This window comes from Sinomonas halotolerans, from assembly GCF_039615075.1.
Taxonomy (GTDB): domain Bacteria; phylum Actinomycetota; class Actinomycetes; order Actinomycetales; family Micrococcaceae; genus Sinomonas; species Sinomonas halotolerans.
In genome coordinates, this window is the sequence record NZ_JBDFRB010000013.1 from 57817 (window position 1) to 84452 (window position 26636).

Annotated in this window: 26 protein-coding genes; 17 read left to right on the forward strand and 9 right to left on the reverse strand. The window is 72.3% G+C overall.

Annotated elements, in window-relative coordinates; all coding sequences use genetic code 11:
* Nucleotides 1–10 precede the first annotated feature (10 nt).
* From ABCQ75_RS13205 to ABCQ75_RS13220, 4 genes are all read left to right on the forward strand, one after another.
* Nucleotides 11–994, forward strand: a complete 984-nt coding sequence (locus ABCQ75_RS13205) for a DnaJ C-terminal domain-containing protein (RefSeq protein ID WP_345885896.1) — start codon at nucleotides 11–13, stop codon at nucleotides 992–994.
* Between the two features lie 3 nt (nucleotides 995–997).
* Nucleotides 998–1420: a heat shock protein transcriptional repressor HspR gene (locus tag ABCQ75_RS13210; RefSeq protein ID WP_345885898.1), complete on the forward strand. Its 423-nt coding sequence runs from the start codon at nucleotides 998–1000 to the stop codon at nucleotides 1418–1420.
* A 175-nt stretch (nucleotides 1421–1595) separates the two neighbouring features.
* Nucleotides 1596–2480 carry a DMP19 family protein gene (locus tag ABCQ75_RS13215; protein WP_345885899.1) on the forward strand — a complete coding sequence of 295 codons (885 nt, stop codon included), beginning with the start codon at nucleotides 1596–1598 and terminating at the stop codon, nucleotides 2478–2480.
* A 234-nt stretch (nucleotides 2481–2714) separates the two neighbouring features.
* Nucleotides 2715–4517 carry a hypothetical protein gene (locus ABCQ75_RS13220; protein ID WP_345885901.1) on the forward strand — a complete coding sequence of 601 codons (1803 nt, stop codon included), beginning with the start codon at nucleotides 2715–2717 and terminating at the stop codon, nucleotides 4515–4517.
* A 143-nt stretch (nucleotides 4518–4660) separates the two neighbouring features.
* Here the strand turns inward: ABCQ75_RS13220 and ABCQ75_RS13225 are convergent, their stop codons facing one another.
* Both ABCQ75_RS13225 and ABCQ75_RS13230 read right to left on the reverse strand, forming a co-directional pair.
* Complete coding sequence (locus ABCQ75_RS13225; protein WP_345885902.1) at nucleotides 4661–4840, reverse strand: hypothetical protein; 180 nt, start codon at nucleotides 4838–4840, stop codon at nucleotides 4661–4663.
* 97 nt (nucleotides 4841–4937) lie between these two features.
* Entirely contained in the window at nucleotides 4938–5513 is a 576-nt protein-coding gene (locus tag ABCQ75_RS13230; RefSeq protein WP_345885903.1) for a DUF5655 domain-containing protein, read from the reverse strand.
* 156 nt (nucleotides 5514–5669) lie between these two features.
* On the opposite strand from ABCQ75_RS13230, the gene ABCQ75_RS13235 reads away from it, so the two are divergent.
* From ABCQ75_RS13235 to ABCQ75_RS13245, 3 genes are all read left to right on the forward strand, one after another.
* Nucleotides 5670–6140, forward strand: coding sequence for a DUF4383 domain-containing protein (locus ABCQ75_RS13235; protein WP_345885904.1), 471 nt, complete (start codon nucleotides 5670–5672; stop codon nucleotides 6138–6140).
* Nucleotides 6141–6248: 108 nt separating this feature from the next.
* A complete protein-coding gene (locus ABCQ75_RS13240) occupies nucleotides 6249–6890 on the forward strand; it encodes an NADPH-dependent F420 reductase (RefSeq protein ID WP_345885905.1) in 642 nt (213 codons plus the stop codon).
* Entirely contained in the window at nucleotides 6860–8767 is a 1908-nt protein-coding gene (locus ABCQ75_RS13245) for a heavy metal translocating P-type ATPase (RefSeq protein WP_427916101.1), read from the forward strand. Before ABCQ75_RS13240 ends, ABCQ75_RS13245 begins: the two co-directional genes overlap by 31 nt.
* 12 nt (nucleotides 8768–8779) lie before the next feature.
* Here the strand turns inward: ABCQ75_RS13245 and ABCQ75_RS13250 are convergent, their stop codons facing one another.
* From ABCQ75_RS13250 to ABCQ75_RS13265, 4 genes are all read right to left on the reverse strand, one after another.
* Nucleotides 8780–9238 (reverse strand): universal stress protein, encoded by a 459-nt coding sequence (locus ABCQ75_RS13250; RefSeq protein ID WP_345885906.1) that lies wholly within the window; start codon nucleotides 9236–9238, stop codon nucleotides 8780–8782.
* A gap of 74 nt (nucleotides 9239–9312) precedes the next feature.
* Nucleotides 9313–10182, reverse strand: a complete 870-nt coding sequence (gene trmB / locus ABCQ75_RS13255) for a tRNA (guanosine(46)-N7)-methyltransferase TrmB (RefSeq protein ID WP_345885907.1) — start codon at nucleotides 10180–10182, stop codon at nucleotides 9313–9315.
* 59 nt (nucleotides 10183–10241) lie between these two features.
* Nucleotides 10242–11534 carry an MFS transporter gene (locus tag ABCQ75_RS13260; RefSeq protein WP_345885909.1) on the reverse strand — a complete coding sequence of 431 codons (1293 nt, stop codon included), beginning with the start codon at nucleotides 11532–11534 and terminating at the stop codon, nucleotides 10242–10244.
* A gap of 62 nt (nucleotides 11535–11596) precedes the next feature.
* The gene (locus tag ABCQ75_RS13265; protein WP_345885911.1) at nucleotides 11597–12814 is read right to left on the reverse strand and encodes a M20 metallopeptidase family protein; all 1218 of its coding nucleotides are present in this window, start codon (nucleotides 12812–12814) and stop codon (nucleotides 11597–11599) included.
* 136 nt (nucleotides 12815–12950) lie between these two features.
* Here ABCQ75_RS13265 and ABCQ75_RS13270 point away from each other — a divergent pair, with 136 nt between their 5' ends.
* The 6 genes from ABCQ75_RS13270 to ABCQ75_RS13295 all read left to right on the forward strand — a co-directional run bounded on the left by ABCQ75_RS13270 (nucleotide 12951) and on the right by ABCQ75_RS13295 (nucleotide 18408).
* Complete coding sequence (locus ABCQ75_RS13270) at nucleotides 12951–13988, forward strand: Lrp/AsnC family transcriptional regulator (protein WP_345885912.1); 1038 nt, start codon at nucleotides 12951–12953, stop codon at nucleotides 13986–13988.
* 250 nt (nucleotides 13989–14238) lie between these two features.
* Complete coding sequence (locus tag ABCQ75_RS13275; protein ID WP_345885914.1) at nucleotides 14239–15954, forward strand: DEAD/DEAH box helicase; 1716 nt, start codon at nucleotides 14239–14241, stop codon at nucleotides 15952–15954.
* 79 nt (nucleotides 15955–16033) lie between these two features.
* A complete protein-coding gene (locus ABCQ75_RS13280; protein WP_345885916.1) occupies nucleotides 16034–16528 on the forward strand; it encodes a pyridoxamine 5'-phosphate oxidase family protein in 495 nt (164 codons plus the stop codon).
* Between the two features lie 36 nt (nucleotides 16529–16564).
* Entirely contained in the window at nucleotides 16565–16966 is a 402-nt protein-coding gene (locus ABCQ75_RS13285) for a YccF domain-containing protein (protein WP_345885917.1), read from the forward strand.
* A 162-nt stretch (nucleotides 16967–17128) separates the two neighbouring features.
* Nucleotides 17129–17863: a YceI family protein gene (locus ABCQ75_RS13290; protein ID WP_345885918.1), complete on the forward strand. Its 735-nt coding sequence runs from the start codon at nucleotides 17129–17131 to the stop codon at nucleotides 17861–17863.
* An 8-nt stretch (nucleotides 17864–17871) separates the two neighbouring features.
* On the forward strand, nucleotides 17872–18408 hold the full coding sequence (locus tag ABCQ75_RS13295) for a 2'-5' RNA ligase family protein (RefSeq protein ID WP_345885919.1): 537 nt from the start codon (nucleotides 17872–17874) through the stop codon (nucleotides 18406–18408).
* Nucleotides 18409–18439: 31 nt separating this feature from the next.
* Here ABCQ75_RS13295 and ABCQ75_RS13300 read toward each other — a convergent pair whose 3' ends face one another.
* A complete protein-coding gene (locus ABCQ75_RS13300) occupies nucleotides 18440–19339 on the reverse strand; it encodes a DUF4031 domain-containing protein (protein ID WP_345885921.1) in 900 nt (299 codons plus the stop codon).
* A gap of 43 nt (nucleotides 19340–19382) precedes the next feature.
* Complete coding sequence (locus tag ABCQ75_RS13305; RefSeq protein WP_345885923.1) at nucleotides 19383–20483, reverse strand: alanine racemase; 1101 nt, start codon at nucleotides 20481–20483, stop codon at nucleotides 19383–19385.
* A 190-nt stretch (nucleotides 20484–20673) separates the two neighbouring features.
* Between ABCQ75_RS13305 and clpB the strand changes: the two genes are divergently transcribed.
* Nucleotides 20674–23313 carry an ATP-dependent chaperone ClpB gene (gene clpB, locus ABCQ75_RS13310; RefSeq protein WP_345885924.1) on the forward strand — a complete coding sequence of 880 codons (2640 nt, stop codon included), beginning with the start codon at nucleotides 20674–20676 and terminating at the stop codon, nucleotides 23311–23313.
* A 52-nt stretch (nucleotides 23314–23365) separates the two neighbouring features.
* Here clpB and ABCQ75_RS13315 read toward each other — a convergent pair whose 3' ends face one another.
* Nucleotides 23366–23770, reverse strand: a complete 405-nt coding sequence (locus tag ABCQ75_RS13315; RefSeq protein WP_345885926.1) for a septum formation family protein — start codon at nucleotides 23768–23770, stop codon at nucleotides 23366–23368.
* A 421-nt stretch (nucleotides 23771–24191) separates the two neighbouring features.
* On the opposite strand from ABCQ75_RS13315, the gene ABCQ75_RS13320 reads away from it, so the two are divergent.
* From ABCQ75_RS13320 to ABCQ75_RS13330, 3 genes are all read left to right on the forward strand, one after another.
* A complete protein-coding gene (locus tag ABCQ75_RS13320) occupies nucleotides 24192–24419 on the forward strand; it encodes a DUF3073 domain-containing protein (RefSeq protein WP_345885933.1) in 228 nt (75 codons plus the stop codon).
* 4 nt (nucleotides 24420–24423) lie between these two features.
* The gene (locus tag ABCQ75_RS13325; protein WP_345885935.1) at nucleotides 24424–25353 is read left to right on the forward strand and encodes an NAD-dependent protein deacetylase; all 930 of its coding nucleotides are present in this window, start codon (nucleotides 24424–24426) and stop codon (nucleotides 25351–25353) included.
* A gap of 386 nt (nucleotides 25354–25739) precedes the next feature.
* Nucleotides 25740–26636 (forward strand): IS110 family RNA-guided transposase (locus ABCQ75_RS13330; RefSeq protein ID WP_345885927.1); only part of this gene is annotated, 897 nt, incomplete at its 3' end.

Consider the following 26636-nt stretch of genomic DNA (forward strand, 5'->3'; position numbering starts at 1 on the left):
AGGAGCGTTCGTGGCAAGTCAGGACTGGGTGGAGAAGGACTTCTACGCCATTCTGGGTGTGTCCAAGGACGCCTCCGCGGATGAGATCAAGAAGGCGTACCGCAAACTCGCCCGCAAGTACCACCCGGACACCAACCCGGGGGATGCCGAGGCGGAGAAGCGGTTCAAGGACATCACCGAGGCGCACCACGTGCTCTCGGACCCGGAGGAGCGGCAGCAGTACGACGCCATCCGGGCCATGGGCGGGGCCCGTTTCGCCCCCGGCGGCGCGGGCGGCGGGGCCGCTGGCTTCGAGGACCTGTTCGGTGGCCTGTTCACGGGAGGCGCCGGGCGGCACTCGCGCGGGTTCAGCACGGGCAACGTCCCGCCCGAGTTCGCCGACCTGTTCGGCGGCGGATTCGGCGGCGCGGGCTACGGCGGCGGGTTCCAGCCCCCGCCCCAGAAGGGCGCCGACAGGCAGGCGACGACGACGATCTCCTTCGCCGGCTCGATCCGCGGCACGACGATCGGGCTGCGCGAGCAGAGCGGCGAGGTGATCGACGTCCGCGTCCCCGCGGGCATCCGGGACGGCCAGAAGGTGCGCGTGCGCGGCAAGGGCGGGCCCGGGTCCGCCGGCCCCGGCGACCTCATGGTCACTGTCCACGTCAAGCCCCATGACTTCTTCGCCCGCGAGGGCGACAACCTGCGCATCCACGTCCCCGTGACCTTCGACGAGGCGGCGCTCGGCGCGCAGATCGAGGTCCCCACGGTGGACGGCGGGACCGTGAAGATGAAGGTCCCCGCAGGCACCAACTCCGGCCGCACGCTGCGGCTCAAGGGCCGGGGCGTCAAGACCTCCAAGGGCACTGGGGACCTCCTCGTGACCATCGACGTGGTGGTGCCGCAGAACCTGACCAAGGAGGCGGAGGAGGCCGTGCGCGCCTTCGCCGCCGCCGTGGCGAAGAACGGCCAGGCGGATCCCCGCGCCCACTTGGCCGAGAAGGCGAAGCTGTAGGCCATGGCCCTCGATCCGTACGCTCCGATCTTCGTGATCTCCGTGGCGGCGGAGCTGGCCGAGATGCACCCGCAGACCCTGCGCCAGTACGACCGCCTGGGCATCGTCTCGCCCTCGCGGCAGCCCGGCAGGCAGCGCCGGTACTCCCAGCGCGATGTCGAGATGCTCCGCGAGGTCCAGCGCCTCTCGAAGGGCGGCGTCTCGCTCGAGGGCATCCGGCGCATCCTCGACCTCGAGAACCAGGTCGCGGCACTCCAGGCGCGCGTCGCCGAGCTGCAGGCGGAGCTCGCCGACGCCGAGCGGCGCGGCACCGATCCCCGCCGTGTCTTCGCCGCCGGCGTGGCCGGAGACGTCGTGAGCCTTGCCCGCGGCCAGCGCCCGCAGCCCAGATCACAGGCGCTCGTCGTCTGGCGCCCGCAGCGCTGACCCCCAGCGCGGCCGGCCCCAGTGCGGCCCGGGCCCTGCGCGCGCCGCCGGCCCCTTCACTGGCCCCCGGAGCTCGCCCAAGGTTCGCCCAACGTTCACCGGGCCCTCGCGCGCGGGGCGGGCAGCGTCGTCGTACGTTCGAAGCGTGAGTGACGCCCAGAGCGAGGAGCGAAGCATGAGCACTGACCAGAACCCCGTGGTCCTCCCGGCCCAGGCCGTGGAGGCCGGCAGCGAGGCCGTGGTGGACGCGAATGTCGACGTGGTGAACGCGATGTACGAGGAGCTGCTCGACGAGCGCGAGATCGCGGCGGACGCGCTGCGCAGCTACTACGTGGACTTCTACCTCACCCAGTCGCTCGAGGGCGGGTTCGCCCAGTACGTGGTGAACTCGGGCGACCACCACGACATCGACCAGTACGTGCGCGACGGCCTGCGCGCGATGGGCGCCGAGCGGCACGCCGCGCTCTTCGACGAGCTGGTCTCCGGCTTCGAGGCGCTCGGCGAGGACGACGCCGAGGCGTACCTCGACGGGGACTCCTCCGTCCCCGCGGTCCAGCGGCTCGAGGAGCTCGACGACCGGTTCGACGCCGTCCAGGCGGACGAGGACCTGGTCTCCCTCAACGGTGCGTGGCTGAGCGGTGCCGAGGGCCTGCTCGCGCTGGACGAGGACGGGATCGAGGACGAGATCGCCCGCCGCGTGGGCCTCATCGACGACCTCGAGGAGCGCCGCGCGGAGGCCGAGGTGGACGCCCTCGCGGACATGCCGGACTTCGAGCTCGTGATCCGGGAGCTGTGCGACGTGGCGGGCCATGAGCTGGCCGAGATCACGATGGGCGACCCGAACTACCGCCACGAGGGCGTCAAGACCCTCGCATGGCGCTTCACGACCGACAAGGGCGCCTACGTCATGGTCGAGGAGGACGACGAGGCGTACATGATCGACCCCGAGACCCAGGAGGTCCTCGCCGCCGTCGAGTTCGAGGAGCTCGACGAGGACGAGTGGCAGCTCACGGGCGTCGACGGCGCGGGCCTGGTCCAGGAGCCCAAGCCCGCCGGCTGACCGGCCCCCCGCCGGCTGGCCGGATCGGCGCGCCGGCTGACCGGCCAAGCCCGCCGGCTGGCCCCGGTGTCCTGATCCGGTGCGCGGCGGTCCGCTGCCGAGTTCTGTCGGACCCCTGTGGTTGCCTTGTCCCATCAGGGAGCGAAGCCGGAGGGGGCAGTGATGGGCGCTCGGAGACATCGCGCGGCGGGGCCGTCCCGCGGGCCCGGCCGGGGAACACCGGCGGCGGTCCCCGTGCAGGTTGCGCACGACGGCGCCGCGCTGGCGGAGCTTGTCCTCTCACCGCAGCGGGACGCGCCCCTTGTCATCGTCTCCCAGCATCCCGACCATCCCGAGGACATGATCGACGCCGGCCGCATCGCGCGGGGCGTCGAGACGGCCGCGGACGTGTGGCTCATCGAGAACGGCGCCCTCACGTGGGCCCTCGAGGAGCGGCTTGGCGCGCGGCAGCGCGGGGTGTTCGGCAACGCGGGGCGGGTCTACCCGCCGGGGGAGCGGTGGGACGGCCTCCCGCCCCGGCTCGTCAGGGGGTGGGGGCCGGGCCGTGCGGCGGAGATGCTCATCGAGGACGCCCTCTCGAGCGGCCCCGCCGTGACGGTCCTCGAGACCCCGCAGGCGTCTGAGGAGCAGGAGGTTGTGGCCCGGTTCGTCGGGACGGTGGCCGAGGGCTGCGCGATCGTGGAGCTCCCCGACGGGCGGCAGGCTTCGCTCCACGCCGAGGACGTGGTCCCGGGTGTCCCGCTCGAGTGGGTCTTCGGGCGGGGCCACGCGATCCCCGGGAGCGTGGAACGCGGCTCGGGGCGCTTCCGCCCGCGGACCACCCGGACGGACCCGCGCCCCCTCAAGGACTACGGGTCGGGCCGGATCGTCCTCGCCCTCGTCGTCTCCTCCGCCCCCGACCGCGCGGTCCTGCGCCTGTGGCCCGGGCTGGACCGCGAGGTGGGGCGCGGGGACGTCTCCTCGAATCCCCTCGACGCCGTGGACCAGCTCCTCGCCCCGGGCGAAGTCGTCGCGGCGCGGCTCCTCTCGGACACCGGCGGGGTGAGGCTCTCCGTGCTGGACGTGGACGAGGACGAGCCGGTCTCCACCGCGCCGGCCCTCGTGGAGGGCGGGGTGCCGTGGCTCGAGCTCGGGCGGGACGCGCCGGGACATGGCGGCCGGGCTGCAGGCCAGGGCAGCAGCGCGGCGGTCCGTGGCGCACGGGAGGGGCATGGCGGCGACGGGACTGCAGCCGCGAAGACCGCCCCCGGGCGGGCGGCCTCAGGGCAGGCCGACGGCCCGGTGCCGCACGCGTCTGCTGGCCGTCCGGCGGGGAGGGCAGCCCTCCGTGACGCCCTCCGGACGATCGAGGTGCTCGGAGCCCTCGCGGGACAAGGGCGCAGCGCTGCCGCGGAGGCCGCGCGCCTCCGCAAAACGCTCGAATCGCTCGAGGACGAGCACGCGCGAACCGTCGGCGAGCGGGACGGGCTCGAGGCGGAGGTGGACCGGCTCTCCACGGAGCGTGACCGGCTCGAGGCGGACCGTGACCGGCTCCGCGCCGAGCTCCACGCCATGCGCCAGACCATGCGCACCAAGACGCGGCAGCTCGGGCGGTCCGGGCTGCCGGAGCTGGGCAGGCTCTTCCCGACCGCCGAGGCGGCCCTCCACTACGAGCTCTACCTCGCGTGGGCCAAGGTGATCGCTCCCGAGGACAAGTCCACTGTGGTGCTCCCGGCGCCCAGTGCGTACACGGTGGGCGCGGGCTTCCTCGCGGCACTGGGGGACGCGCATGTGGCGGGGAAGCGCGCGAAGGCGCTGGACGCCGTCGTGCGCGTCCTCGTCGAGGACCAGCGGTACGCCAAGCCCCTGGACCTCCACCGGGTGCGCGAGGGGGAGGGCGGCGACGATCCGCATCGCGTCAGGGCGGACGACGGCGCGGTCCTGTGGCGCGCCTCCGTCGAGAAGAACACGCCCGCCGCCCTGAGGCTCCACTTCTGGAGGCTCCCGGGCGGGCGGGTCGAGCTGGACGGCGTGCACGCGCACGACGACGGGCTGTGACTTGCGCGGGCCGGTCGCCTCAGGGGCGGATCGGCTCGCGTGGAACCGGCTCGCGCGGGACCGGCTCGCGTGGAACCGGCTCGCGCGGGACCGGCTCGCGTGGAACCGGGTCGCGCGGGACCGGGCGGCGGGCTACGGCCGTATCAGCTGTCGCGGGCCTGGCCGAACTCGCGGCATGCCTCGTTGGAGCAGCCCCGGTCCCGGGGCACCCAGTTGTCGCCGTCCTGATGCCACACGATGTGGCGGTGCTGGCCGCACGCCTCGCACGTGGGCGCGACGTAGCTGCGCTTCTCTTCTTCCGTATAGGCGCGGAATGCTGTCATGATCCCTCCTCCCTCGGGAGGCCCACACTACTCCCGGCCGTGGGGCCGGACCAGAGCCTGCCGGAGCCCGCCGGAGCCGATCACAGCTGCAGTGCGTTCAGGAATTCTGGTCCCGGGCCGCTGCGAGGAGGCTGAAGAGCTCTTCGTCCGCCTCGTCGGCGCTGCGCAGGCGGATCCGCCAGGCGAACGGGTCGCCAGGGCGGGCGCGGAGCGGCTCGAGGCGTTCGGGCGCCGGGCCCTCCCAGCGGAGGGCCACGTCCACGGCGGACTTCGTGGCAGGGGCAACCTGCGCGAACTTGCGCCGGGGCGAGTGGAGCGAGACGTAGGTCTTGCGCATCTGGACCGTCACGCCGTCGGCCTCCCCGGCCCAGGCCAGGATGGCCTCGCCGATCGGCCGGAGGTGCTCGCGGTCCTCGTACTGGCCGGCGAAGAGCTCGTCCGCATCGCGGAGCATGAACTCCGGATAGCCGAACATCTCCCACGAGACCGCGTAGCGCGCGTACCCGGTCACCCCGTGCTCGGAGCCCATCCACTCCGCAAGCGCCCGGTCGTCCAGTACCCCCGCCGCGCGTGCCCTCGCTGCCCACCACGCGCGGTCCTGGCCAGTCTTGCGGACGAGGAGCCCCTGGCACATCTCGATCATGCCCTTCCACGTGCGCGCTGCCTCAGCCATGCTTTCGATGCTACGCGGCCCGCCGAGCCCGGCCGTCAAGCCCCAGCAGTGCTGCGCACCGTAGGGCCCAAAGCCTCTGTGGAACGCGGCGGGTTCCTCGGATCCTCGGAGATGTCAGGAGTCCTGCCAGCAACAGATCCAACCAAGGAAGGCATCATGTCTGCATCTTCGGCGCATCCGGGCATCAGCGCCCGGAGCTACCGCACGGCGATCCAGGAGACCACGCTTGTCGCCGCTGCTGTCTTCGCGCTCGTGGGAATCCTCGGCTTCATCCCCGGGATCACCACGCGCTACTCCGAGCTGGCCTTCGCGGGCGCGGACTCGGGGGCGATGCTCTTCGGCATCTTCCAGGTCTCGGTGCTCCACAACATCGTCCACCTGCTCTTCGGCGCGGTCGGCCTGCTGATGGCACGCACTGTGGCCCAGTCGAAGTACTTCCTCATCGGCGGCGGCGTCGTCTACCTCGTCATCTGGCTGTACGGGCTGTTCATCGACCAGGCCGGGGCTGCCAACTTCATCCCCGTCAACACGGCGGACAACTGGCTGCACCTGTCCCTCGGCGTCGTGATGATCGCCCTCGGCCTGCTCCTGGGCCGCGGGACCGTGAGCGAGCGCCGCACCATGTGACACCCGGCGCGTGCCGGAAGCCCGCGCAGTGGCGCGGGCCCTTCCCGAGGCGGCCTCCACACCGGCGGCCGCCTCGGTGCGCCACAGAGGGAAGGAAGCGAACGGACCATGGCTGAGATCAGCATCATCGGTAGCGGACACATGGCGCGCGGGCTGGCGCGGGCCTTCCTGCGGGCCGGCCGGGCCGTGCAGATCCTCGGACGCGACGGCCGCAGGACCCGGGACCTGGTGGAGTCCCTCGGTCCCGGCGCGACCGGCGGGATCACCGGCGCGCCCCTCGAGGGCGGCCTGGTGTTCCTCGCCATCCCGTATGCCGAGGTCCACAACGCCGTCCTCGAGCTGGGCGACGGGCTCGAGGGACGCGTGGTCGTGGACGTCACCAACACCGTGGACGTCGCGACGTTCGACGGGCTCCTCACCCCGCTGGGGCTCTCCGCGGCAGAGCAGCTCGCCGAGATGCTCAGGGGCCGCGCCGAGGTGGTGAAGGCCTTCAACACGGTCCTGGCCGCGACCCTCGAGACGGGCTCCGTGGCAGGCGAGCACCTCGACGTGTTCATCGCGGGCGACTCCGAGGACGCCAAGGAGAAGGTGAGCGCCCTGGCCGCCCATGCCGGGATGCGGCCCATCGACACAGGGCCGCTCCGCAGGGCCCGGGAGCTCGAGGCCATCATGCTCACGGTCTACGGCCTGCAGGTGAACCCCGAGCACGAGAACTTCGCGTGGGACACCGCGTTGAGGATCCTTCCCTGAGGAAGGGAGGACGGCCCGCGCCCGGTCGGTCCGGCCTCCGTCCGCTCGGGATCGTCGCCCGATACCCCTTCGTGGGCGGCACGCTGCTCGCCCTTGCCGCGGTGGCCCTCCTGCTCGGGTCCGGCCAGGAGCTGGCCGGCCGGTGGGCCGCGAGCGCGTTCGCGCTGGCCGTGGCCGTGCGGCTCGGTGCGCGCATGGCCCGTGCGCTGGGGCGGGGGCGGTGGGGGATCGACATCCTGGCCGTCACGGCGATCGTCAGCACCGTGCTGGTCGGGGAGTATGTCGCCGCGCTCATCATCGTCCTCATGCTCGCGGTGGGCACGGCGCTCGAGGACTATGCGGCGCGACGGGCGAAGGCCGAGCTGGCGGCGCTGCTCGAGCGGACGCCCCGGACGGCGCGTCGGGCCGTCGGGGACGGCTACGAGGACGTCCCCGCCGCGGACCTGCGCGTGGGGGACGTGCTCCTGGTCCGTTCCGGGGAGGTCGTCCCTGTGGACGGCATGCTGCTCTCGGACTCGGGCGTCTTCGACGAGTCCTCGCTGACCGGGGAGAGCCTTCCCGTCGAACGGTCCGCCGGAGACGAGGTCATGAGCGGGTCTGTGAACGGGGAGGCTGCGGTCCTGCTGCGCTCGACGGCGGCGCTCGAGGACTCCCAGTACAGCCGGATCGTCGCCCTCGTGCGCGAGGCCTCGGAGAGCCGGGCGCCGATGGTACGGCTCGCGGACCGCTACGCGGTTCCCTTCACGGTCCTGGCCTACGCCCTGGGGGCCGTCGCCTGGGCGGTCAGCGGGAGCCCCACCCGGTTCGCCGAGGTCCTGGTCGTGGCCACCCCGTGCCCGCTCCTGATCGCGGCGCCCGTCGCGTTCCTCGGCGGCACGAACCGTGCGGCCGCCTCGGGGATCATGGTCAAGTACGCGGGGGTGCTCGAGCTCCTGGGCCGCATCCGCACGGCCGTCTTCGACAAGACGGGCACCCTGACCTATGGCCGCCCCACACTCCTGGGCGTCCTGCCGGAGCCGGGGACGGACCCCACCGCGCTCCTGCGCCTCTCGGCCTCCGCCGAGCAGTACTCGTCCCATGTCCTCGCGGCCTCGATCATCGCGGCCGCGGCGGACCGCGGGCTCGAGCTCGCGCCGGGGACCGGGGCGAGCGAGCACGCCACGCACGGTGTGCGCGTGGACGTGGCAGGACGGGATGTCGTGGTGGGCAAGCCCTCGTTCGTCGCCGCCTACGCGAGCGGGGTGCACGAGCCCGTCCTGGCCGAGGGCCAGCTGGCCGTCTACGTGGGGGTGGACGGCCGGTTCGCCGGAGTGCTGATGCTCAGCGACCCGCTGCGACGCGAGGCGCCCGCCACACTGGACCGGCTCCGCGCCCTCGGCGTGGAGGACCTCGTCATGCTCACGGGCGATGCACTGCCCACGGCGGAGCGCATCGCCGCGGAGGCGGGGCTCGCGGAGGTGCGCGCGGAGTGCCTCCCGGCGGACAAGGTGGAGGCGGTGCGCTCGCTCCCGCACCGTCCTGTGATGATGGTGGGCGACGGCGTCAATGACGCGCCCGTCCTCGCTGCGGCCGACGTCGGGGTCGCGATGGGCGCGCGCGGCTCCACCGCGGCGGGGGAGTCGGCCGACGTCGTGATCCTGCAGGACGACCTGGCCCGGGCCGCGCTCGCGGTGGCGATCGGGCAGCGCACAGTGCGGGTGGCCCTCCAGAGCATCTGGATCGGGATCGCCCTGAGCATCGCGCTCATGGCAGCCGCAGCCTGGGGCTACGTCCCGGCTGTGGCCGGTGCCCTCTCCCAGGAGGCCGTGGACCTCGCCGCCATCCTGAACGCACTGCGCGCCCTGCGCCCAGGACGGGGGCCTGGGCGGTGGCCCTGAACGACGTCCCGGTCAGTGCAGCTGGTCCGCGCCGTGGTGCGGCGCGTGAACCACGAGCACGGGGCACTCGGCGTGCGCCACGCAGGCAGAGCTGACGGAGCCGAGTGCGAGGCCCGGGAAGCCCCCGTGGCCGCGGCGGCCCACCACGAGCATGGTGGCCTTCCTGCTGGCATCGATGAGCGCCTGCCGGGGAGGGCCGTAGAGCAGGTGCTGCACCACGTTCTCGGGCACCGTTGCCCCGAAGGCCTTGGCCACTGACTCCTCCAGGAGCTCGCGGGCGCGCTTCTCGAAGTCCCCGGCCTCCATCTCGACGAAGCCCTCGTAGATGGGCGGGAACTCCCAGCATGTCACCGCGTCCAGCTCCGCGCCCACCGCGGTGGCCAGATGCTGGGCGTGGCGCAGGGCCTCCACGGACGCCTCCGAGCCGTCAACGCCCACCAGAATCCTCTTGTCCGCGCCCTGATGGCTCATCTCCGCCGTCCTCCTGTGCCGTGGTCCTTGGACCTAGGCTCTGCCCGGCCGTCTGCCCGGCCTAGGGCCGAAGGTCACGGAACGGCGGGAAGGCGCTCCGCCGTGAGGTCGAAGATGACCCGTCCGGCATTGGCCGCCTTGTTCTCGAAGCTCGTCAGGACGCGGCCCTCGAAGCGGGGCGCCCAGCCGCCCACGGTGTCCTGCTCGCCGGTGGCCTCGCAGTCTGCCCCGGAGGCCCACGCGGCGGTGAGGGGACTCTCCGCCCCGGTGCGCTCGCCGTCGTGCGCGTTGCGGAAGTGCTCCGAGCCGGCGACCACCTCGCGCATCTGCTGCGCATAGCCCGACCAGTCAGTGGCGAGCCGCCACACCCCGCCCGGGGCGAGGACCCGCGCTGCGAGCTCCGCGAACGAGTCCTTGACCATGCGGCGCTTGTGGTGCTTCGCCTTGTGCCACGGGTCCGGGAAGAAGACCCACAGCTCGCTGACGGACCCGGCCGGGAGCATCGAGCCGAGCACCTCGGGCGCGTTCGCCTGGACCACGCGGACGTTCGTCAGGCCGCGCTGTCCGATCCGCAGGAGCGTGTTCGCGAGCCCCGGGCGGTAGACCTCGACGGCGAGGAAGTCCTTCCCGGGGTCCGCCTCGGCGGCCGCGACGACCGCCTCGCCGAGGCCCGAGCCGATCTCGACGACGAGCGGCGCCGTCCTGCCGAACTCCTCCTCGGCGTCGAACACGTAGTCCGGGTGCACGGACGTGTCCGCGACATGGCGGGGCACGTCGACGACGAACGCGTCCGCGTGCTCGTCCCATGCCTGCTGCCGCCGGCCCTGCAGGCGCGTGCCGCGGCGCACGAAGCTCACGGGCTGGCGCCGGTATGTGCCGAAGGAGGCCTGGCTGCCCGGCGTCACGGGGTTGGGGGATGCGGGGGTGGGGGGCTGCTCGCTCATCGCCTTAAAGGCTACCGGCAGGCCCGGGGGGACCTGCCGGCAGACGGGACGGGCGGTTCTCAGTGGCTGAGGTCCTTGGCCTTCGTCTCGGGGATCGTGAAGACCACGACCGCGCTGACCAGCAGGAGCGCCACAGAGTACACGTTGAACAGGTTCGCCGAGCCGAGGCCCGTGAGCCACTGCTGGAGGTAGGGCGCGGTGCCGCCGAACAGCGCCACGCAGATCGAGTAGGGAACGCCCACGCCCACGGTGCGGATCGAGGTCGGGAACAGCTCGGCGTAGACGGCCGGGACGATCGCGGCCGAGCCGGCGATGAAGAACAGCATGACGGACATCGAGACGGTGAGCTGCCAGGGCGAGTCCCTGAGCAGCCAGATCATGGGGTAGTGCATGGCGGCGGCGCCGAGTGCGGAGGCCCACATGATGGGCTTGCGGCCGAACCGGTCTGCTGCCCTGCCCCACAGGGGTAGGATGGCGATGAAGACGACGAGGGCGATGCTGGATGCCCAGAGGGCCTCGCCGCGGTCCATGCCGAGGGTGGTGGAGGCGTAGGTGGGGGCGACGACGCCCCAGATGTAGTAGGAGACGGTGAGGCCGACGGTCAGCCCGATGACCTGGAGTGCCTGCCTGCGGTGGCGCACGATCTGCGGCCACATCGGTTCGTGGCGCTCCTGGACGGTCTCGTGCTCGAATGCGTCGGTCTCCTTGAGGCGGGCGCGCATGATGAGCGCGTACAGGCCGAAGGCGGCACCGATGAGGAACGGGATGCGCCAGCCCCACGCGGCCATGTCCGCCTTGCTCAGGACTCCCGAGAGGACCGCGCCGAGCAGCGTCCCGCCGAGGATGCCGACGGTCCCGGAGGTGTAGATGAGCGTGGACCACAGGCCACGCTTCTCGCGGGGGGCCATCTCGGAGAGGTATGTCTGCGACGAGGGCAGCTCGCCGCCGTGCGCCAGGCCCTGGATGAGGCGGGCCACGAGCAGCAGTAGGGACGCCCAGGCGCCCACGGCGCCGAAGGTCGGGGAGATGCCGATCAGCAGGCTGCCCAGGGCTGCGAGGCCGACCGCGAGCGTCATGGAGGACTTGCGGCCGATCCGGTCGCCGATCCAGCCGAAGATGAAGCCGCCGAACGGGCGGGCCACGAAGCCGACGGCGAAGATCGCCAGCGTGCTCAGGATCGCCGAGGTCGGGTCGGTGTTGCTGAAGAGCTGGGCCGCGAAGTACGGGGCGAAGGTCGCGTAGATGGCCCAGTCGTACCATTCGACGGCGTTGCCGATGCCGGTGCCGATGAGGGTGCGGCGGGCCGAGGGGGCGCGGCGGGTCTGTGCCGGGCCGGTGAGTGCTGTGGTCATGGTCGTCTCCGGGGAAGGGATGGGGGCGGGGGGTTCGGGATGGGTGTCGCGGTCCATGGCGATCAGAGCCGGGATGCGAGCTGGGAGGTGCGGGAGAGCGCGAGGTGCGCGTACAGGGCAGCGCCGTCGGCGAGGACTCCGTCGTCGAACGTGGCGTAGGGGGAGTGGTTGAACGCGCTCGTGGAGGGGTCGGAGCCGAGCGGGACGGCTCCCAGCCCGATGAAGCTGCCGGGCACCTCGTCGAGGACCCGGGAGAAGTCCTCCGAGCCGCTGAGCGGCTGGGCGAGGCGGGCGTGGCGTCCGTCGAAGAGCTCCGCGACCGCGGCCTCGGCGAAGTCCGTCTCTGCCGCGTCGGTGACGGTCAGCGGGTACTCGGCCTCGTAGCGGACCTCGACCTCGAGGCCGTGGGCGTGCGCGATCCCCTCGAGCAGGCGCGGGATGGCCTGCTGCATGCGCTCGCGGTGCGCCTCGGAGAACGTGCGGATCGTCGCATCGAACTCCGCGGTGTCCGGGATGACGTTGCGCTTCGCGCCGGCGGCGAGCCGGCCCACGGTCACCACCACTGGATCGAACATGTCGAACTGGCGCGTGACCATGGTCTGGAGCGCGAGGACCATCTCCGCCGCCGTCGTGACCGGGTCCTTCGCGGCGTGCGGGGCAGAGCCATGGCCGCCCGCGCCGCGGACGGTCACGAAGAGCCCGTCCGAGGCGCTGAGCATGACACCGGGGCGCGTGAGGAACTGGCCGTGGGGGGCCATCGAGGAGAAGACGTGCAGGGCGTAGGCGGCGTCGGCCCGGCGGCCGGCCGCGTCCAGCACCCCCTCGCGGAGCATGTAGGAGGCGCCGTCGAACCCCTCCTCGCCCGGCTGGAACATGAAGACCACGTCCCCGGCGAGGGTGTGCCTGCGGTCGGCCAGCAGGGTGGCGGCGCCGACGAGCATGGAGGTGTGGAGGTCGTGCCCGCAGGCGTGCATCGCGCCGTCGAGCTTCGAGGCGTAGTCGACTCCGGTGCGCTCCTGCACCGGGAGGCCGTCCATGTCCGCACGCAGCAGGACCACGGGACGGGTCCCGTCGTCGGCGGCGCCGCTGCCGCGCAGGACGGCGGTGACGGACGTGGTCTCGGTGCCCGTGGTGACCTCGAGGCCGAGGCCGTCCAGCGCCTCGAGCACCTTCTCCTGGGTGCGGGGCAGCTCGAGCCCGATCTCGGGCTCGCGGTGGAGCGCGTGCCGGAGCCCGGCGATGTCCCCGTGCAGTGTGCGGGCGTCTTCGAGGAGTGTCACGGTGGCCTTCCCTGTGGTGCGGAGCGCAATGTGGTGATTGCCCTCAAGTGTCCTTTTGCCGAGCGGATCGGACCCCTAGACTGTCGATATCATGCAGAGAAGCAGCCATTTCGGTCAGGATCATGCGATCAGTGAGATGGATCACGAGCTCACCGAGGCTGACCTCCAGCTCATCCACGCGCTGCAGATCGCCCCGCGCGTCACGTGGCAGGACGCCGGGGCCATCCTCGGGGTCCGGCCCGCCACCCTCGCCGCCCGGTGGGAGCGGATCCGCCGCAGCGGGGCCGCGTGGGTCACGGCCTACAGCGCGGGGGACCCCACGGCCATGAACCTCGCCTTCGTCGACGTGGACTGCGAGCCGGGCAGGGTGGGCGAGGTGGCCGAGGCGCTGTGCCGTATCCCTCAGGTGCAGACAGTCGAGCTGCCCGCGGGCCACCACGACCTCATGCTGACCGTGTTCACCGAGACCATGCCGGACTACGCCCTCACGACGGCCCCGGCCATCCTCGCCGTCCCGGGCGTGGAGCGGGTGCAGACCTCGCTCGGCAGCCGCCTCCACCAGGCGGGCCACTCCTGGCGCCTCCAGGCGCTGGACCCCCAGCAGGCTGCCGCCTTCGCCGAGCTGCCGGGCCCCCGGCCGGTCCCCGGACCCCTGCCCCCGGCCTGCCGGGACCTCGTGCCGCTGCTCATCCGGGACGGCCGCGCCTCGGCGGCGCAGATGGCCAAGGTGCTCGGCCGCAGCCCCTCGGCCGTCCAGCGCCAGCTCGCCCGGGTGCTCGGCTCGGGGCTCATGTCCTTCCGCTGCGACGTCTCCCAGCTGGCGGTGGGGTTCCCCGTGACGTGCACGTGGTACGCCAAGGTGCCCCCCGGCAAGCATGCCGCTGCGGCGGCCGCGATCCGCCCGCTCCGGGCCGTGCGGCTGGCCGCCTCGGTGACCGGCCAGGCCAACTTCGTGGTCACGATGTGGCTGCGCTCCGTGGCGGAGGTCATGAACGCCGAGCTGGCGCTCCAGGAGAAGGTGCCGGGGATCGAGCTCATCGAGAGCCTGGTCATGCTCCGGGTCGCCAAGCGCATGGGGGTCCTGCTGGGCCCGGACGGAAGATCGCTGCACATGGTGACGGTGGCGGGCGGGGTCATGCCCGCCCAGATCGGGCCCGAGGTCCGCGAGCCGTAGGTGCCCTGCGCCACAGCGGCCGCGGGGGTCGGACTGGTAGACTGGACAGCTGGCGCCCGCAAGGAGCGCCTGCGTCGAAGAACGCGTTGCCAGCCCCCTCCCGTCTGCGGATCGCGGCCGTGGCCTGCCCGGTTGTCCCGTCAGGCCCCGCACTCCCCGGGAGCATCACGAGGCTGGACTCCCTTTCCTCGGCGACCCCGCGCCGCCGACCTGGCACGCGGGCCGGTCCGACGCTGGAGTTCGAAGCCCCATGGCTGAAACCACTGTGCCCTCCTTCCTGTCCCTCGGCGTGCCCGAGGCCCTCGCCCGCGTCCTCGCGGAGCAGGGCATCGAGACGCCCTTCCCCATCCAGGCCAAGACCCTTCCGGACACGCTCGCGGGGCGCGACGTGCTCGGCCGCGGCCGAACGGGCTCGGGCAAGACCATTGCCTTCGCCCTGCCCCTCGTCGCGCGCCTCGCCGGTGCCGGTGCCGCCCGCCGCGCGGGCGCGCCCCGCGGCCTCGTCCTGGCGCCGACCCGCGAGCTCGCCACGCAGATCAACGCGACGGTCGAGCCGCTCGCTGCCGCCCTCGGGCTCAACACCACCGTGATCTACGGCGGCGTCTCCCAGGCGCGCCAGGAGCGCGCCCTCAACGCGGGCGTGGACATCGTCATCGCGTGCCCGGGCCGGCTCGAGGACCTGGGCCGGCAGAGGCTCGTCTCCCTCGCCGGCATCGAGGTGACCGTCCTCGACGAGGCGGACCATATGGCGGACCTCGGCTTCCTCCCGGTGGTCAAGCGCCTCCTGGACCAGACGCCCAAGGGCGGCCAGCGGCTGCTCTTCTCGGCCACGCTGGACAACGGCGTGGACAAGCTCGTCACCCGCTACCTCAGCAACCCGCTCACGCACTCGGTGGACGCCCCGCAGGCGGCCGTCGGCACCATGGAGCACCACGTGCTGCTCACGCAGGACGCCACGAGCAAGAAGAACCTCGTCGAGGCCCTCGCATCGGGCCAGGGCCGCCGCGTCCTCTTCATGCGCACCAAGCACCACGCCAAGCGCCTCGCGAAGCAGCTCACCCAGGCGGGCATCCCCGCCGTCGACCTCCACGGCAACCTGTCCCAGAACGCGCGGGACCGCAACCTCGCGGACTTCTCCTCGGGCGCGGTGCGCGTGCTGGTCGCGACGGACGTCGCGGCGCGCGGCGTGCACGTGGACGAGGTCGAGCTCGTGGTCCACGTGGACCCGCCGGCAGAGCACAAGGCCTACCTGCACCGTTCGGGCCGCACGGCGCGCGCGGGCTCGGAGGGCACGGTCGTGACCATCGCGCTGCCCGAGCAGAAGCAGGACGTGCGCAAGCTCATGCGGGATGCCGGCGTCAAGGTCGAGTTCACCCCCGTGACCACCTCTTCTCCCGAGGTCCAGGATCTCGTGGGCGAGCGTGCCGCGTTCGTCGACCCGGCCGAGCGCGCGGCTGCCGTTGCCGCGCGCATGCCGCAGCAGGGCGGGGGCACCTCGACGGGCGCGAACGCGCAGCGGAAGCGCTCGCGCCGTGGCAGCGGCCGCGGCGGGGCAGGCAGCGCCCAGGCCGCCCCGTCGGCGGGCACCCAGCCGGGAGGCGCGCAGTCGGCGGCGGGCGCGCACGACGACGTTGCCCGGCGGCGTCCGCGCCGCGGCGCCGGCGGCGCCGCGCACCGCAATGACGTCCCGGCCGCGCAGGGCCAGCAGGGCCGCAGCGAGTCCCGCCGCAGCGAGCCGTCCCGCGGGCAGCGGTCCGAGGGCCAGCAGCAGGGCCGAGGCCAGCAGTCCGGCGGCCAGCGTGCCCGGGGCCAAGCGTCCCAGCAGGGTGGCAGCGCCACGGTGTGGAGCTCGAGCACGGGTGGCACGTCCGGCGGTTCCTATGGCGCGGGCCAGGGCGGGGGCGACCAGAACGGCGGCCGCCGCGGCCCGCGCCGGGCGAGCGCGCCGGCGTCGAACAAGCGCTGAGGGCGGTGCGCGCCGGCTGTTGGAGCGGCCGGCGCGCAGGCCCTTAACCCCGATGCGGAAGCGGGCCTAGACTGGCGGCATGACCGCCCATCAGAGCCACTCGTCCAGCCATCGCGCAGGCGTCCCGGGCGTCCGCGAGCTTTCCCATACCGATGCGTGGACGCGCCTGCGCTCCATGGTCGTGGGCCGCATCGCGTTCACGCTGGACGGCCGGCTCGAGCTGTTCCCCGTCAACTACCTCGTCGACCACGGCACCATCCTGTTCCGCACCGGCGTGGGGTCCAAGCTCGCGGCATCGATGGAGCGCCTGGCGGCCGTGTTCGAGGTGGACGGCTACGAAGCCGAGTCCGGCGAGGCTTGGTCGGTCGTGGCCCGCGGCCACCTCGAGCCCGTCCTGGACACCGCCGGGATCGTCGAGGCCTCGGCCCTTCCGCTCTTCCCCTGGCAGGCGGGGGAGAAGGCCTTCTTCGTGCGGGTGGTGCCCGAGGACGTGACCGGCCGCCAGTTCCCGGTTGCGGCGCCGGAGACGTGGGTCACGCCGTTCACCGGAATGCGCAGGGCGTCCGAGGAGTAGCTTCAGGCCTGCGCTCCCGCGGTGCAGACTGGGGGCATGAAGACCCTTCTGAATCTGATCTGGTTCATCTTCGGCGGCTTCGTGCTGGCACTCGGCTACTTCCTCGCCGGGATCATCTGCTGCCTCCTCGTGGTCACCATCCCGTGGGGCATCGCCTCGTTCCGGGTCGGTGCCTACGCGCTCTGGCCGTTCGGCCGCACCATCGTGGACCGTCCGGGCGGTGCCGGCGTCCCCTCGATGCTCGGGAACGTCATCTGGATCGCGGTCGCCGGGATCTGGATCGCGATCGGGCACGTTGCCACGGCCATCGCCATGGCGGCGACGATCATCGGGATCCCCCTTGCGATCGCCAACCTCAAGCTCATCCCGGTCTCGCTCATGCCGCTGGGGAAGCAGATCGTCCGCACCGACCGGCTCATGGCCGGATACGGGCGCTGAGGCCCTTCTCACAGAACGCGCGCAGTGCCTCATTACTGCCGTGTAGGGTTACCGGGCGCATTGCCCCTGGCCTGCGCCCGGCGCCGGCCGGATGCCCCTGCCGCGACTTGGTCAAGCGCCCCGGCACCGCTATACGATGAGGTGACCAAGGAGGCCCCCCCCATGCCCGAACTCAATAGCTCTTTCGCCGGTGAATGGCGCATCGACCCGACCCACTCGCGGCTTGGTTTCTCGACCCGCCACGCGATGGTGACCAAGGTCCGTGGCGCGTTCAACGACGTCGACGGCGTCATCATGGTCGATCCGGACGAGCCGACCAACTCGACCGTCAAGATCACCATCAAGGTGGCCAGCATCGACACGCGCAACGAGCAGCGCGACGAGCACCTGCGCACCAATGACTTCTTCGACGCACCCCACTACCCGGTCATCACCTTCGAGTCGACCCGCGTCGACCAGGTCGAGGAGAACAGCTTCATCGTCACCGGCGCCCTCACGATCCGCGACGTGACGAAGGAGATCGCCATCCCGATCGAGTTCACCGGCGTGGAGCGCGATCCGTTCGGCTTCCTCCGGGCTGGCTTCGAGGGCTCGCGCCGGATCGACCGCAAGGACTTCGGGCTCAACTGGAACGCGGCCCTCGACTCGGGCGGCGTGCTCATCTCGGACCGCGTCCTGCTCGAGTTCGAGCTCTCGGCCGTCAAGACCCAGGAGGAGGGCGGCGAGGCCGCCGCCCAGGAGTCCGCCGGGGATTCCTCCTCGGCACAGTCCGGCGCGGGCCCCGCTGTCCAGGCCCCGGGCGACGTCCCGGCTCCGGGCGCGGACGACGACCAGACCCGTCCCCAGCAGATCGTCCAGCCCGGCGATGCGGCCCCCCAGACGGGCCAGGCGCTCTAGCCACGCGCATGGACGGGGACGGTCCGGACGCGCGGCACCCCTTCGTCGCCGTGATGTTCGTCGAACCGGCTCCCGTCGGGGAGCGGTTCGGCAAGCGGCACTGGCCCCTGCACGTGACGCTCCTGCGCTTCGATCTGGCCCCGGACGCTGCCCTCGCGGCGGCGTCCGGGGCCTTCGCGCACCTGGAGCCCGTGCGCGCGCAGGTGGGGCACGACGCCGACTTCGGCTTCCGGGGGAGGGTGCGGGTGAGCCTCGTGGAGGCTGTGCCCGGGCTCCGGGCGCTGCACGAGAGCCTGCTGGAATCGGTGGGCGGGGCCGGCGGGTACATCCACAGCACGCACCACACCGGCGACGGCTTCCGGCCCCACGTGACCATGCAGGGCGAGCGCCGGGTCCACGAGGGGGACACGCTGCGGCTGGACTCCGTCTCCCTCGTCGACATGGCCCCCGGCGGCGACGCGGAGTGGCGCTTGCCCACCGCGGAGTTCCGCGCCGAGCAGGAGCCTGGGTCCCCGTGGCAGGACCCGCCCGAGGAACCTGCCTGACGGGCAGGGCTTGCGCCCTGCGCCCTGCGGATCAGTGTCCCAGGCGCGCGAGCTCCGCCGCGAGGTTCTCGTGGGCCCGAGCGAGCCAGAGCCCGCGCGCGGCCTCCGTGTGGAAGAGGGGGTCCAGCGCGAGCAGGCGCCCGAGGACGGCGGACCTGCCCTCCCGGTACGCGTCGTCCGGCACGTGCCGGTACTCGTCGCGCACCTGTGCCGTGTAGCGGTGGTAGCCGCGGGCCTCCCTGCCCAGCACCGAGAGGTCGGCATCGCTCAGGAGCTGCCCGTCGCCGTCGTGCGCGCCGGGGGCGTGCGCCGCGGTGAGCCGCACGAGCCGCCCCACTTCGGCCGCCTCGGCGCTGCCCAGCCCCGCCTCGGAGAGCCGCGCCTCGGCCAACTGCGCCGAGTCCTCCTCGTCCTGCCCAGGCGGGCCCCCACGCCCGCCGGCGGTGGGGACGCGGTAGACGGCATCGTGGAACCATGCGGCGAGCACGACGGCGCGCGGCGCCTGCCCCGCGATCTGCTCGAGCGCGGTGAGGACCGCCATGAGGTGGGCGCGCGTGTGGTACCTGCGGTGCGGCTCGCCCCACCGCTCGACCAGCTCGGCTCCCAGCTCGGGCCGCCCGGGCAGGACCGTGTCCCAACGGTCCCGCAGCGGCACGACGAGCGACTTCGAGCGCTCCCGCGCAGGCACGCGCAGGCCCGAGGCGAGGAGCACGCGCACAAGGGTGCCGGCGTCCACCGGACGGGCGCCGCGGGCCACGAGCTCCGCATGCCGGCGCTCCGGGACGTCGTAGTGGTCCTCGTCGAAGGCGCGTTCCGGGACGCCCGCGGCCGCGGCGAACGCGTGCAGCTCGGCGAGGGACGTGTCCGAGACGAGGTGTGCGAACACCGTCCCATGGGCCGGCCACAGGGGTGTGTCGATGAAGACCGCCATGTGCCCAGCATGCACCCGCCGGCGTGCCCCCCGGCAGATCCCATCAGCTGTTCCGGCCGCGCGCGGCCACGTCCCAGCGGTCCACGAGCCGGCCCTCGCTCACCACGGCGACCGAGTCCACGAGGTTCACGGCCACGCACACATGGTTGGGAACGACCCTCAGGCGCGTCCCGAGCGCGGGGAGGTCCTCGGCGTCGGGCCATGCCACGGTCGCGTGGTGCTCCGAGAGCGCCGTGATGCGGGCGTCCGGGGCTGCGAGGACACGCCCGAATCCCGAGGCCCAGGCCGGACGGTCCCCGCCGAGCACCTTGCTGCCGGCGTCGAGCACGATCCGGCGGGGGATGCCGCCCGCCCCCTCGTGGCGGCTCACGACGGTCGCGGCGACCGAGAGGGCGATGTCCTCGGGGCGGGTCCGGCCGAGCTCGAGCTGCTGCGCGTCGCCGAACACGTACACCCCGGGGCGCACCTCCGTCACGGCGCCGGACTCCGCGAAGGCCGCGCTCGGCGTCGAGCCTCCGCTCACGCGCTGCACCTCGAATCCGGCCTCCCGCACGAGGCGCGCCGCCTCGCCGAGCGCGGCCCGCTCGTCCTCAGCCGCCCGGGCCGGCATGTCCGGGCCGTAGCTGTGGCCGGGGAAGGTGAAGACGCCGGCCACGCGCAGGCCCGCCGCTGCCGCCGCCCGCGCAACCGCGGCGGTCTCGGCGGGCGCCGTCCCGCTGCGGTGGTGGCCGCTGTCCACCTCCACGAGGACCTCGATCCGGCCCGCCGCCTCTCCGAGGGCGGACCCGAGCGCCGTTGCAGCCTCGGCGGAGTCGGTGCCGACGGCGATCCTCGCCACGGCGCTCAGCCGCCGGAGGCGCTCGGCCGCCCGCTGGCCCACCCAGAGCGGGTATGCGATGAAGAGGTCCTCGGCGCCGTGCTGGGCGAAGACCTCTGCCTCGCCGATCGTCGCGACCGTGAGCCCCACGGCGCCGGCGGCGAGCTGGAGCGCGGCGATCTGGGGCATCTTGTGGGTCTTGGCGTGGGGGCGCAGGGCCAGGCCCTTGCTGCCGACGGCGGCGGCCATGCGCGAGATGTTCCGCTCGAGCACGTCCCGGTCCACCATGATCTCTGGGGTGTCGATCTCCTCGGGGACCATCTCCATCGTCTCTCCTCTGCTGGCCAGGCGCGCTTCTCGCGGCCGGTGGCCGCGTGAGGGCATGCGCAGCATGCCGTCTCCATACCTACCGGACGCGCGCTTGGATCCGAAAGTTGAGTCGGATACACTCAACTTACATGCGTTGACCTCGGTGAGGGAGGCGCGCTTTGATGAGTGTGCATTGAAGGAGCCCGCTGTGGACGTCAAATTCACCACCAAGAGCCAGGAGGCCCTCTCGGCGGCCGCCATGAATGCCTCGACCGCCGGCAACCCCCAAGTCGAGCCGCCCCACCTCCTCAAGGCCCTCATGGACCAGCGGGACGGCGTCGCGGTCGCGCTCCTGCGCGCCACCGGCGCGGACCCGGACTCGGTCAGCGTCGCGGCGAGCACCGCGATCAAGGCCCTGCCCTCGAGCTCCGGCTCCACGGTCGCCCAGGCCCAGCTGAGCCGCCAGGCGCTCCAGGCCATCCAGGCGGCCAAGCAGCAGTCCGAGCAGATGGGGGACACGTTCGTCTCGACCGAGCACCTCCTCCTTGGCCTCGCGGCCGACGGCGGGGCGGCGGGCAAGGCCCTGCGCGACGCCGGGGCGTCCCACGAGGCGCTCACGGCCGCCCTCCCGGGGGTCCGCGGGGACCGCAAGGTCGACTCGCCCGACCCCGAGAACACCTTCCAGGCGCTCGAGAAGTTCGGGACCGACCTCACCGCAGTGGCCCGTTCCGGAAAGCTCGACCCGGTGATCGGGCGCGACTCCGAGATCCGCCGCGTGGTCCAGGTGCTCTCCCGGCGCACCAAGAACAACCCCGTCCTCATCGGCGAGCCCGGCGTGGGCAAGACCGCCGTCGTCGAGGGCCTCGCCCAGCGCATCGTGGCGGGCGACGTGCCGGAGAGCCTGCGCGGGAAGACCCTCATCAGCCTCGACCTCGGCTCGATGGTGGCCGGGGCCAAGTACCGCGGCGAGTTCGAGGAGCGGCTCAAGGCCGTCCTCGAGGAGATCAAGGCCGCCGAGGGGCAGATCGTCACCTTCATCGACGAGATCCACACCGTGGTCGGCGCGGGCGCCACCGGCGACTCCTCGATGGACGCGGGCAACATGCTCAAGCCGCTCCTCGCCCGCGGCGAGCTCCGGCTCATCGGTGCCACGACGCTGGACGAGTACCGCGAGAACATCGAGAAGGACGCCGCGCTCGAGCGCCGCTTCCAGCAGGTCTACGTGGGCGAGCCGAGCGTGGACGACACGATCGCCATCCTCCGCGGGCTCAAGGAACGCTACGAAGCGCACCACAAGGTCTCCATCGCGGATGCTGCCCTCGTGGCCGCCGCGTCGCTGTCCAACCGCTACATCTCCGGCCGCCAGCTCCCGGACAAGGCCATCGACCTCGTCGACGAAGCGGCCTCCCGCCTGAGGATGGAGATCGACTCGGCGCCGGAGGAGATCGACCAGCTCCGCCGCGCCGTCGACCGCCTCACCATGGAGGAGCTTGCACTGGAAGGCGAGACGGACGCCTCGAGCGTGGAGCGGCTCGCCGCGCTGCGGGAGGACATGGCGGACAAGAAGGAGCAGCTCGCCGCGCTCAACGCGCGCTGGGAGGCCGAGAAGGCCGGGCTGAACCGGGTGGGCGACCTGCGGGCCAGGCTTGACGGGCTGCGCTCCCTCGCGGACAAGGCGCAGCGCGAGGGCGACCTCGCGGAGGCCTCCCGCATCCTCTACGGCGAGATCCCCACAGTGGAGCGCGAGCTCGCCGAGGCGAGCGCCGCTGAGCAGGGCGCCGGAGCCGGCCACACGATGGTGGCGGACGAGGTCACCGCGGACGACATCGCCGAGGTGATCTCGGCCTGGACCGGCATCCCGGCCGGCCGCATGCTTCAGGGGGAGACCCAGAAGCTGCTCCACATGGAGGAGGAGCTCGGCAAGCGGCTCATCGGCCAGTCCAAGGCCGTCTCCGCGGTTTCCGACGCCGTGCGCCGTGCCCGGGCCGGCATCTCCGACCCGAACCGGCCGACCGGCTCGTTCCTCTTCCTCGGCCCCACCGGCGTGGGCAAGACCGAGCTCGCCAAGGCGCTCGCGGACTTCCTGTTCGACGACGAGCGCGCCATGGTGCGCATCGACATGAGCGAGTACTCCGAGAAGCATGCCGTGGCGCGCCTCGTCGGCGCCCCTCCGGGCTACGTCGGGTACGAGGAGGGCGGTCAGCTCACCGAGGCGGTGCGCCGCCGGCCGTACTCCGTGATCCTTCTCGACGAGGTGGAGAAGGCCCACCCCGAGGTCTTCGACATCCTGCTGCAGGTGCTCGACGACGGCCGGCTCACCGACGGGCAGGGGCGCACGGTGGACTTCCGCAACGTCATCCTGGTCCTGACCTCGAACCTCGGCAGCCAGTACCTCGTGGAGCCCGAGCTGAGCGCGGCGGCGAAGCGGGACGCGGTGATGGGCGTGGTCAACGCCTCGTTCAAGCCCGAGTTCCTCAACCGGCTCGACGAGGTCATCATGTTCGACCCGCTCAGCGTGGACGAGCTGGCGCACATCGTCGAGCTCCAGGTGGCTGCGCTCCAGGCCCGGCTCCACGAGCGTCGCCTGACCCTCGAGGTCACCGATGCTGCCCGCGCCTGGCTGGCCATGTCCGGGTACGACGCGGCGTACGGTGCCCGCCCGCTGCGGCGGCTCGTCCAGCGGGAGATCGGTGACCGGCTCGCCAAGGAGATCCTCGCGGGCGAGGTGTCCGACGGCGACACGGTCCTGGTGGATGTCGCCGACGTGGACGTGGACCTCAAGGACCTGACCGGAGCCACGAGCGGACTGCGGGTGAGCCGCAAGACCGCCGCGCCGGCGGAGGGCTGAGCCCGGGACTGCCCGGCAGTGCGGGCGGGCGGCGGCGGGCCGCCCGCACAGCTCACTTGAGGAACGAGCCCGTGAGCGTGTTTCCTGCGGTGCTCTCGATGAAGCAGTCGAGCCGACGGTCCCCGCTCGCCCAGCCCTCCTCGCTCGGATACGCGGTGCGCTGCTTGAGGGAGTCCGTCGCCTCCGGCAGGGCGAGGGTCTCCGCCTGGCACAGGCGTCCGGCCCGTTCCTCGAGGGAGTCGCGGCCGGGATAGGGCTCGTCCGCCTCGGCGGTGAACGAGCCCACGAGCTGCGCCGAGTGCGACTCGGTGCACGGGACCGTGCGATTGCTCTCGGCCGCGGCGTCGAAGTCCACGAAGCAGTCGCCCTCCGCGTATTCCGTGGCGTTGACCTCAGTGCCGGGCTTCTGGGCGAGGGGGCCCACCGCGGACCAGATGATGAGGCCGACCAGGACCACGGCGGCTACCGAGAGGCCCGCGATGAGCCGGCGTGAGCCCCGCAGGCTGCCGCGCGAGTTCTCCCTTCCGGATCCTCGCCAGGCGCCGCCGGCACCCGCGGCCGAGCGCCGCGCAGAAGGGGCGCGGCGGGCGCTCCTGGGGGCACGCCGGGGCTTGGGAGGGAGGACAGCTCCGGCGCTGCGACGCGCTGACGGCGACGGGTTCGAGCCGCGTCGGGGACGTCGGTACGGGTCAGGCACGCTCATGCGCTCGCCACTCGCTTTCTCGGTCTCGGACGGCCTGTGGCCCGCGCCGCACGAATACGCAGTCGGCCGCAATTACATGTAGTCTAGACCTACGACAAATTGATCAATGACTCCGGGGCCTCGCGAGCGTGCCTTCGCGACAACCTCCGGGATGGGCAGAAGAGGGGGTCACGCCATGGGGCGCGGCCGTCAAAAGGCTAAGGCAACCAAGCAGGCTCGGGACATCAAGTACTACAGCCCGAGCACTGACTACGCGGCTCTCCAGCGCGAACTGCGCTCGCAGGAGAACCAGTCTTCCCATCGGTTCGCTGACGACTCCGAGCCGGACTACTCGGAGTACGAGGACAAGTACGCGGATCAGTTTGACGAGGACGAGGACGAGGACACCCGGAAGATCGGCTGATCCTCTGGACCTCTTCGAGCATCCCGCCGTCGCGGGGGCCCACGCTGCGGCCCTGCGCTCCATCGCGCGCGAGGTGACCGAGACCGTCGGACCGCAGCCGCCCGCCGTCGCCCGTGAAGGCATCCTGGGGATGCTGCGTGCCGGGGAGGTCCTCGTCCTGACCGGAGCAGGCGTCTCGACGGCGTCCGGCATCCCGGACTACCGCGGCCCCGAGGGGTCCTGGCGCAAGCATCGGCCCATGACGTACCAGGAGTTCCGGCACGATCCGGCTGCGCGCCACCGCTACTGGGCCCGCAGCTTCGTCGGCTGGCGGCACATCGACCGTGCCCAGCCGAATCTGGCGCACCGCGAACTCGCCGGGCTCGAGGCGGCCGGCCGCCTCGCAGGGGTCGTGACCCAGAACGTGGACGGGCTGCATGCGGCCGCGGGCACCCGGAGCCTCGTGGCCCTGCACGGCGACCTCGACCGTGTCATCTGCCTCGCGTGCGGTGCGGTCGAGGGCCGCTCCAACCTCGACGAACGCCTCGCGCAGGCCAACCCGGGCTACCTCGAGGCGGCCGCGATGGACCCTGCCGCGGTCAACCCGGACGGGGACGTCGAGCTCGACCGCGCGTGGGTCGAGCGCTTCCGCATGGTGGGCTGCCTCATGTGCGGGTCCGTTGAGCTCAAGCCGGATGTCGTCTATTTCGGCGAGGGCGTGCCGGCGGCGCGCAAGGAGCGGGCGACGGCGATGCTCGCCTCGGCGAGCAGCCTCCTCGTGCTCGGGTCGTCGCTCGCGGTCATGAGCGGCTACCGATTCGTGCTTGACGCCGTGCGGGAGGGCAAGCCCGTGGGGATCGTCAACCAGGGGCCCACGCGCGGCGACGGACGTGCCCACTGGCGGTGGCGCGAGGACGTGGGCGAGGCGCTCGCGAGCCTCGCCCGCCACCTCTGACCCGACCCTTTCGGGTACAGATCAGGCCGTCCTCCGGCCGTTTCGGGTACAGATCAGGGCCCCGTCTGGCTGTTTCGGGTACAGATCAGGCCGCCCTCCGGCCGTTTCGGGTACAGCATTCCGGCGCCGCCTTCGGGGCGCACCATGGGTTTGCGAAGATCGGCGTGTGGTCGCCTGTTGCCTGATCGCGGGGCCGGTCGGATCCTGAGGGGGTCGGTCGTGGTCAGAGCCCGGTTTCATCTGTGGTGCTTCGTGCCCGCAGTACAGCATGGGAGCGGAGGGTTCCACACGGGACTGTGGATTGGTGCTTCGAGCCCGAGTGTCAGAATTCTGAGTTTCCCCTGCCCTCCCCACGGCGGACCTGTCGTATGGGAAGGAGTGGGACGATGGAACTCATTCACCCGCGGTGCGCTGGGATCGACATCTCCAAGCGCGATGCGAAGGTGTGCGTGCGGATCGCCGGATCGGGACGGTCCAAGGCGGTCGAGACCGTCACGACCTGGTCGTCGATGAGTGGGCAGATCCTCGCCCTCCGGGATCATCTGGTTGCCGAGGGAGTGACCTGCGTGGTGATGGAGGCAACAGGAGACTACTGGAAGCCGTTCTACTACCTGCTCGAGGACGCTGGCCTCGGGCTGATGCTGGTGAATGCGCGACATGCCCGGAGTCTGCCGGGGCGCAAGACCGATGTCGCGGACGCGACCTGGCTCGCGCAGCTGGGCGCCCATGGGCTCGTGACCGGCTCATTCGTCCCGCCCGCGCCGATCCGCCAACTGCGCGACCTGACCCGCACCCGGACGGCCATCACCCGCGAGCGGACCCGCGAGGTCCAACGACTGGAGAAGCTGCTCGAGGACGCTGGGATCAAGCTCTCCTCGGTTGCCTCTGAGACTCTGGGCGTCTCGAGCAGGGCCATGCTCGAGGCGCTGATCGCCGGCGAACGCGACCCAGCGGCCCTCGCGGGCCTGGCGCGCGGGCGGCTCCGGGCCAAGATCCCTGCCCTGACCGATGCCCTCACCGGCCGCTTCACCGAGCACCACGCGTTCCTGGCCCGTGTCCATCTGGACCTCATCGACCGCCACAGCGCCGCCCTGGAGCAGCTCACCGAACGGATCCAGGACCTCATGGAGCCCTTTCGCCCCTTCCACGACCTGATCTGCACCATCCCCGGGATCAGCACGGTGACCGCAGACATCATCGTCGCCGAGACCGGGGCGGACATGAGCCGCTTCCCCACCCCCGACCATCTCGCCTCCTGGGCCGGGACCGCGCCCGGCCAGAAC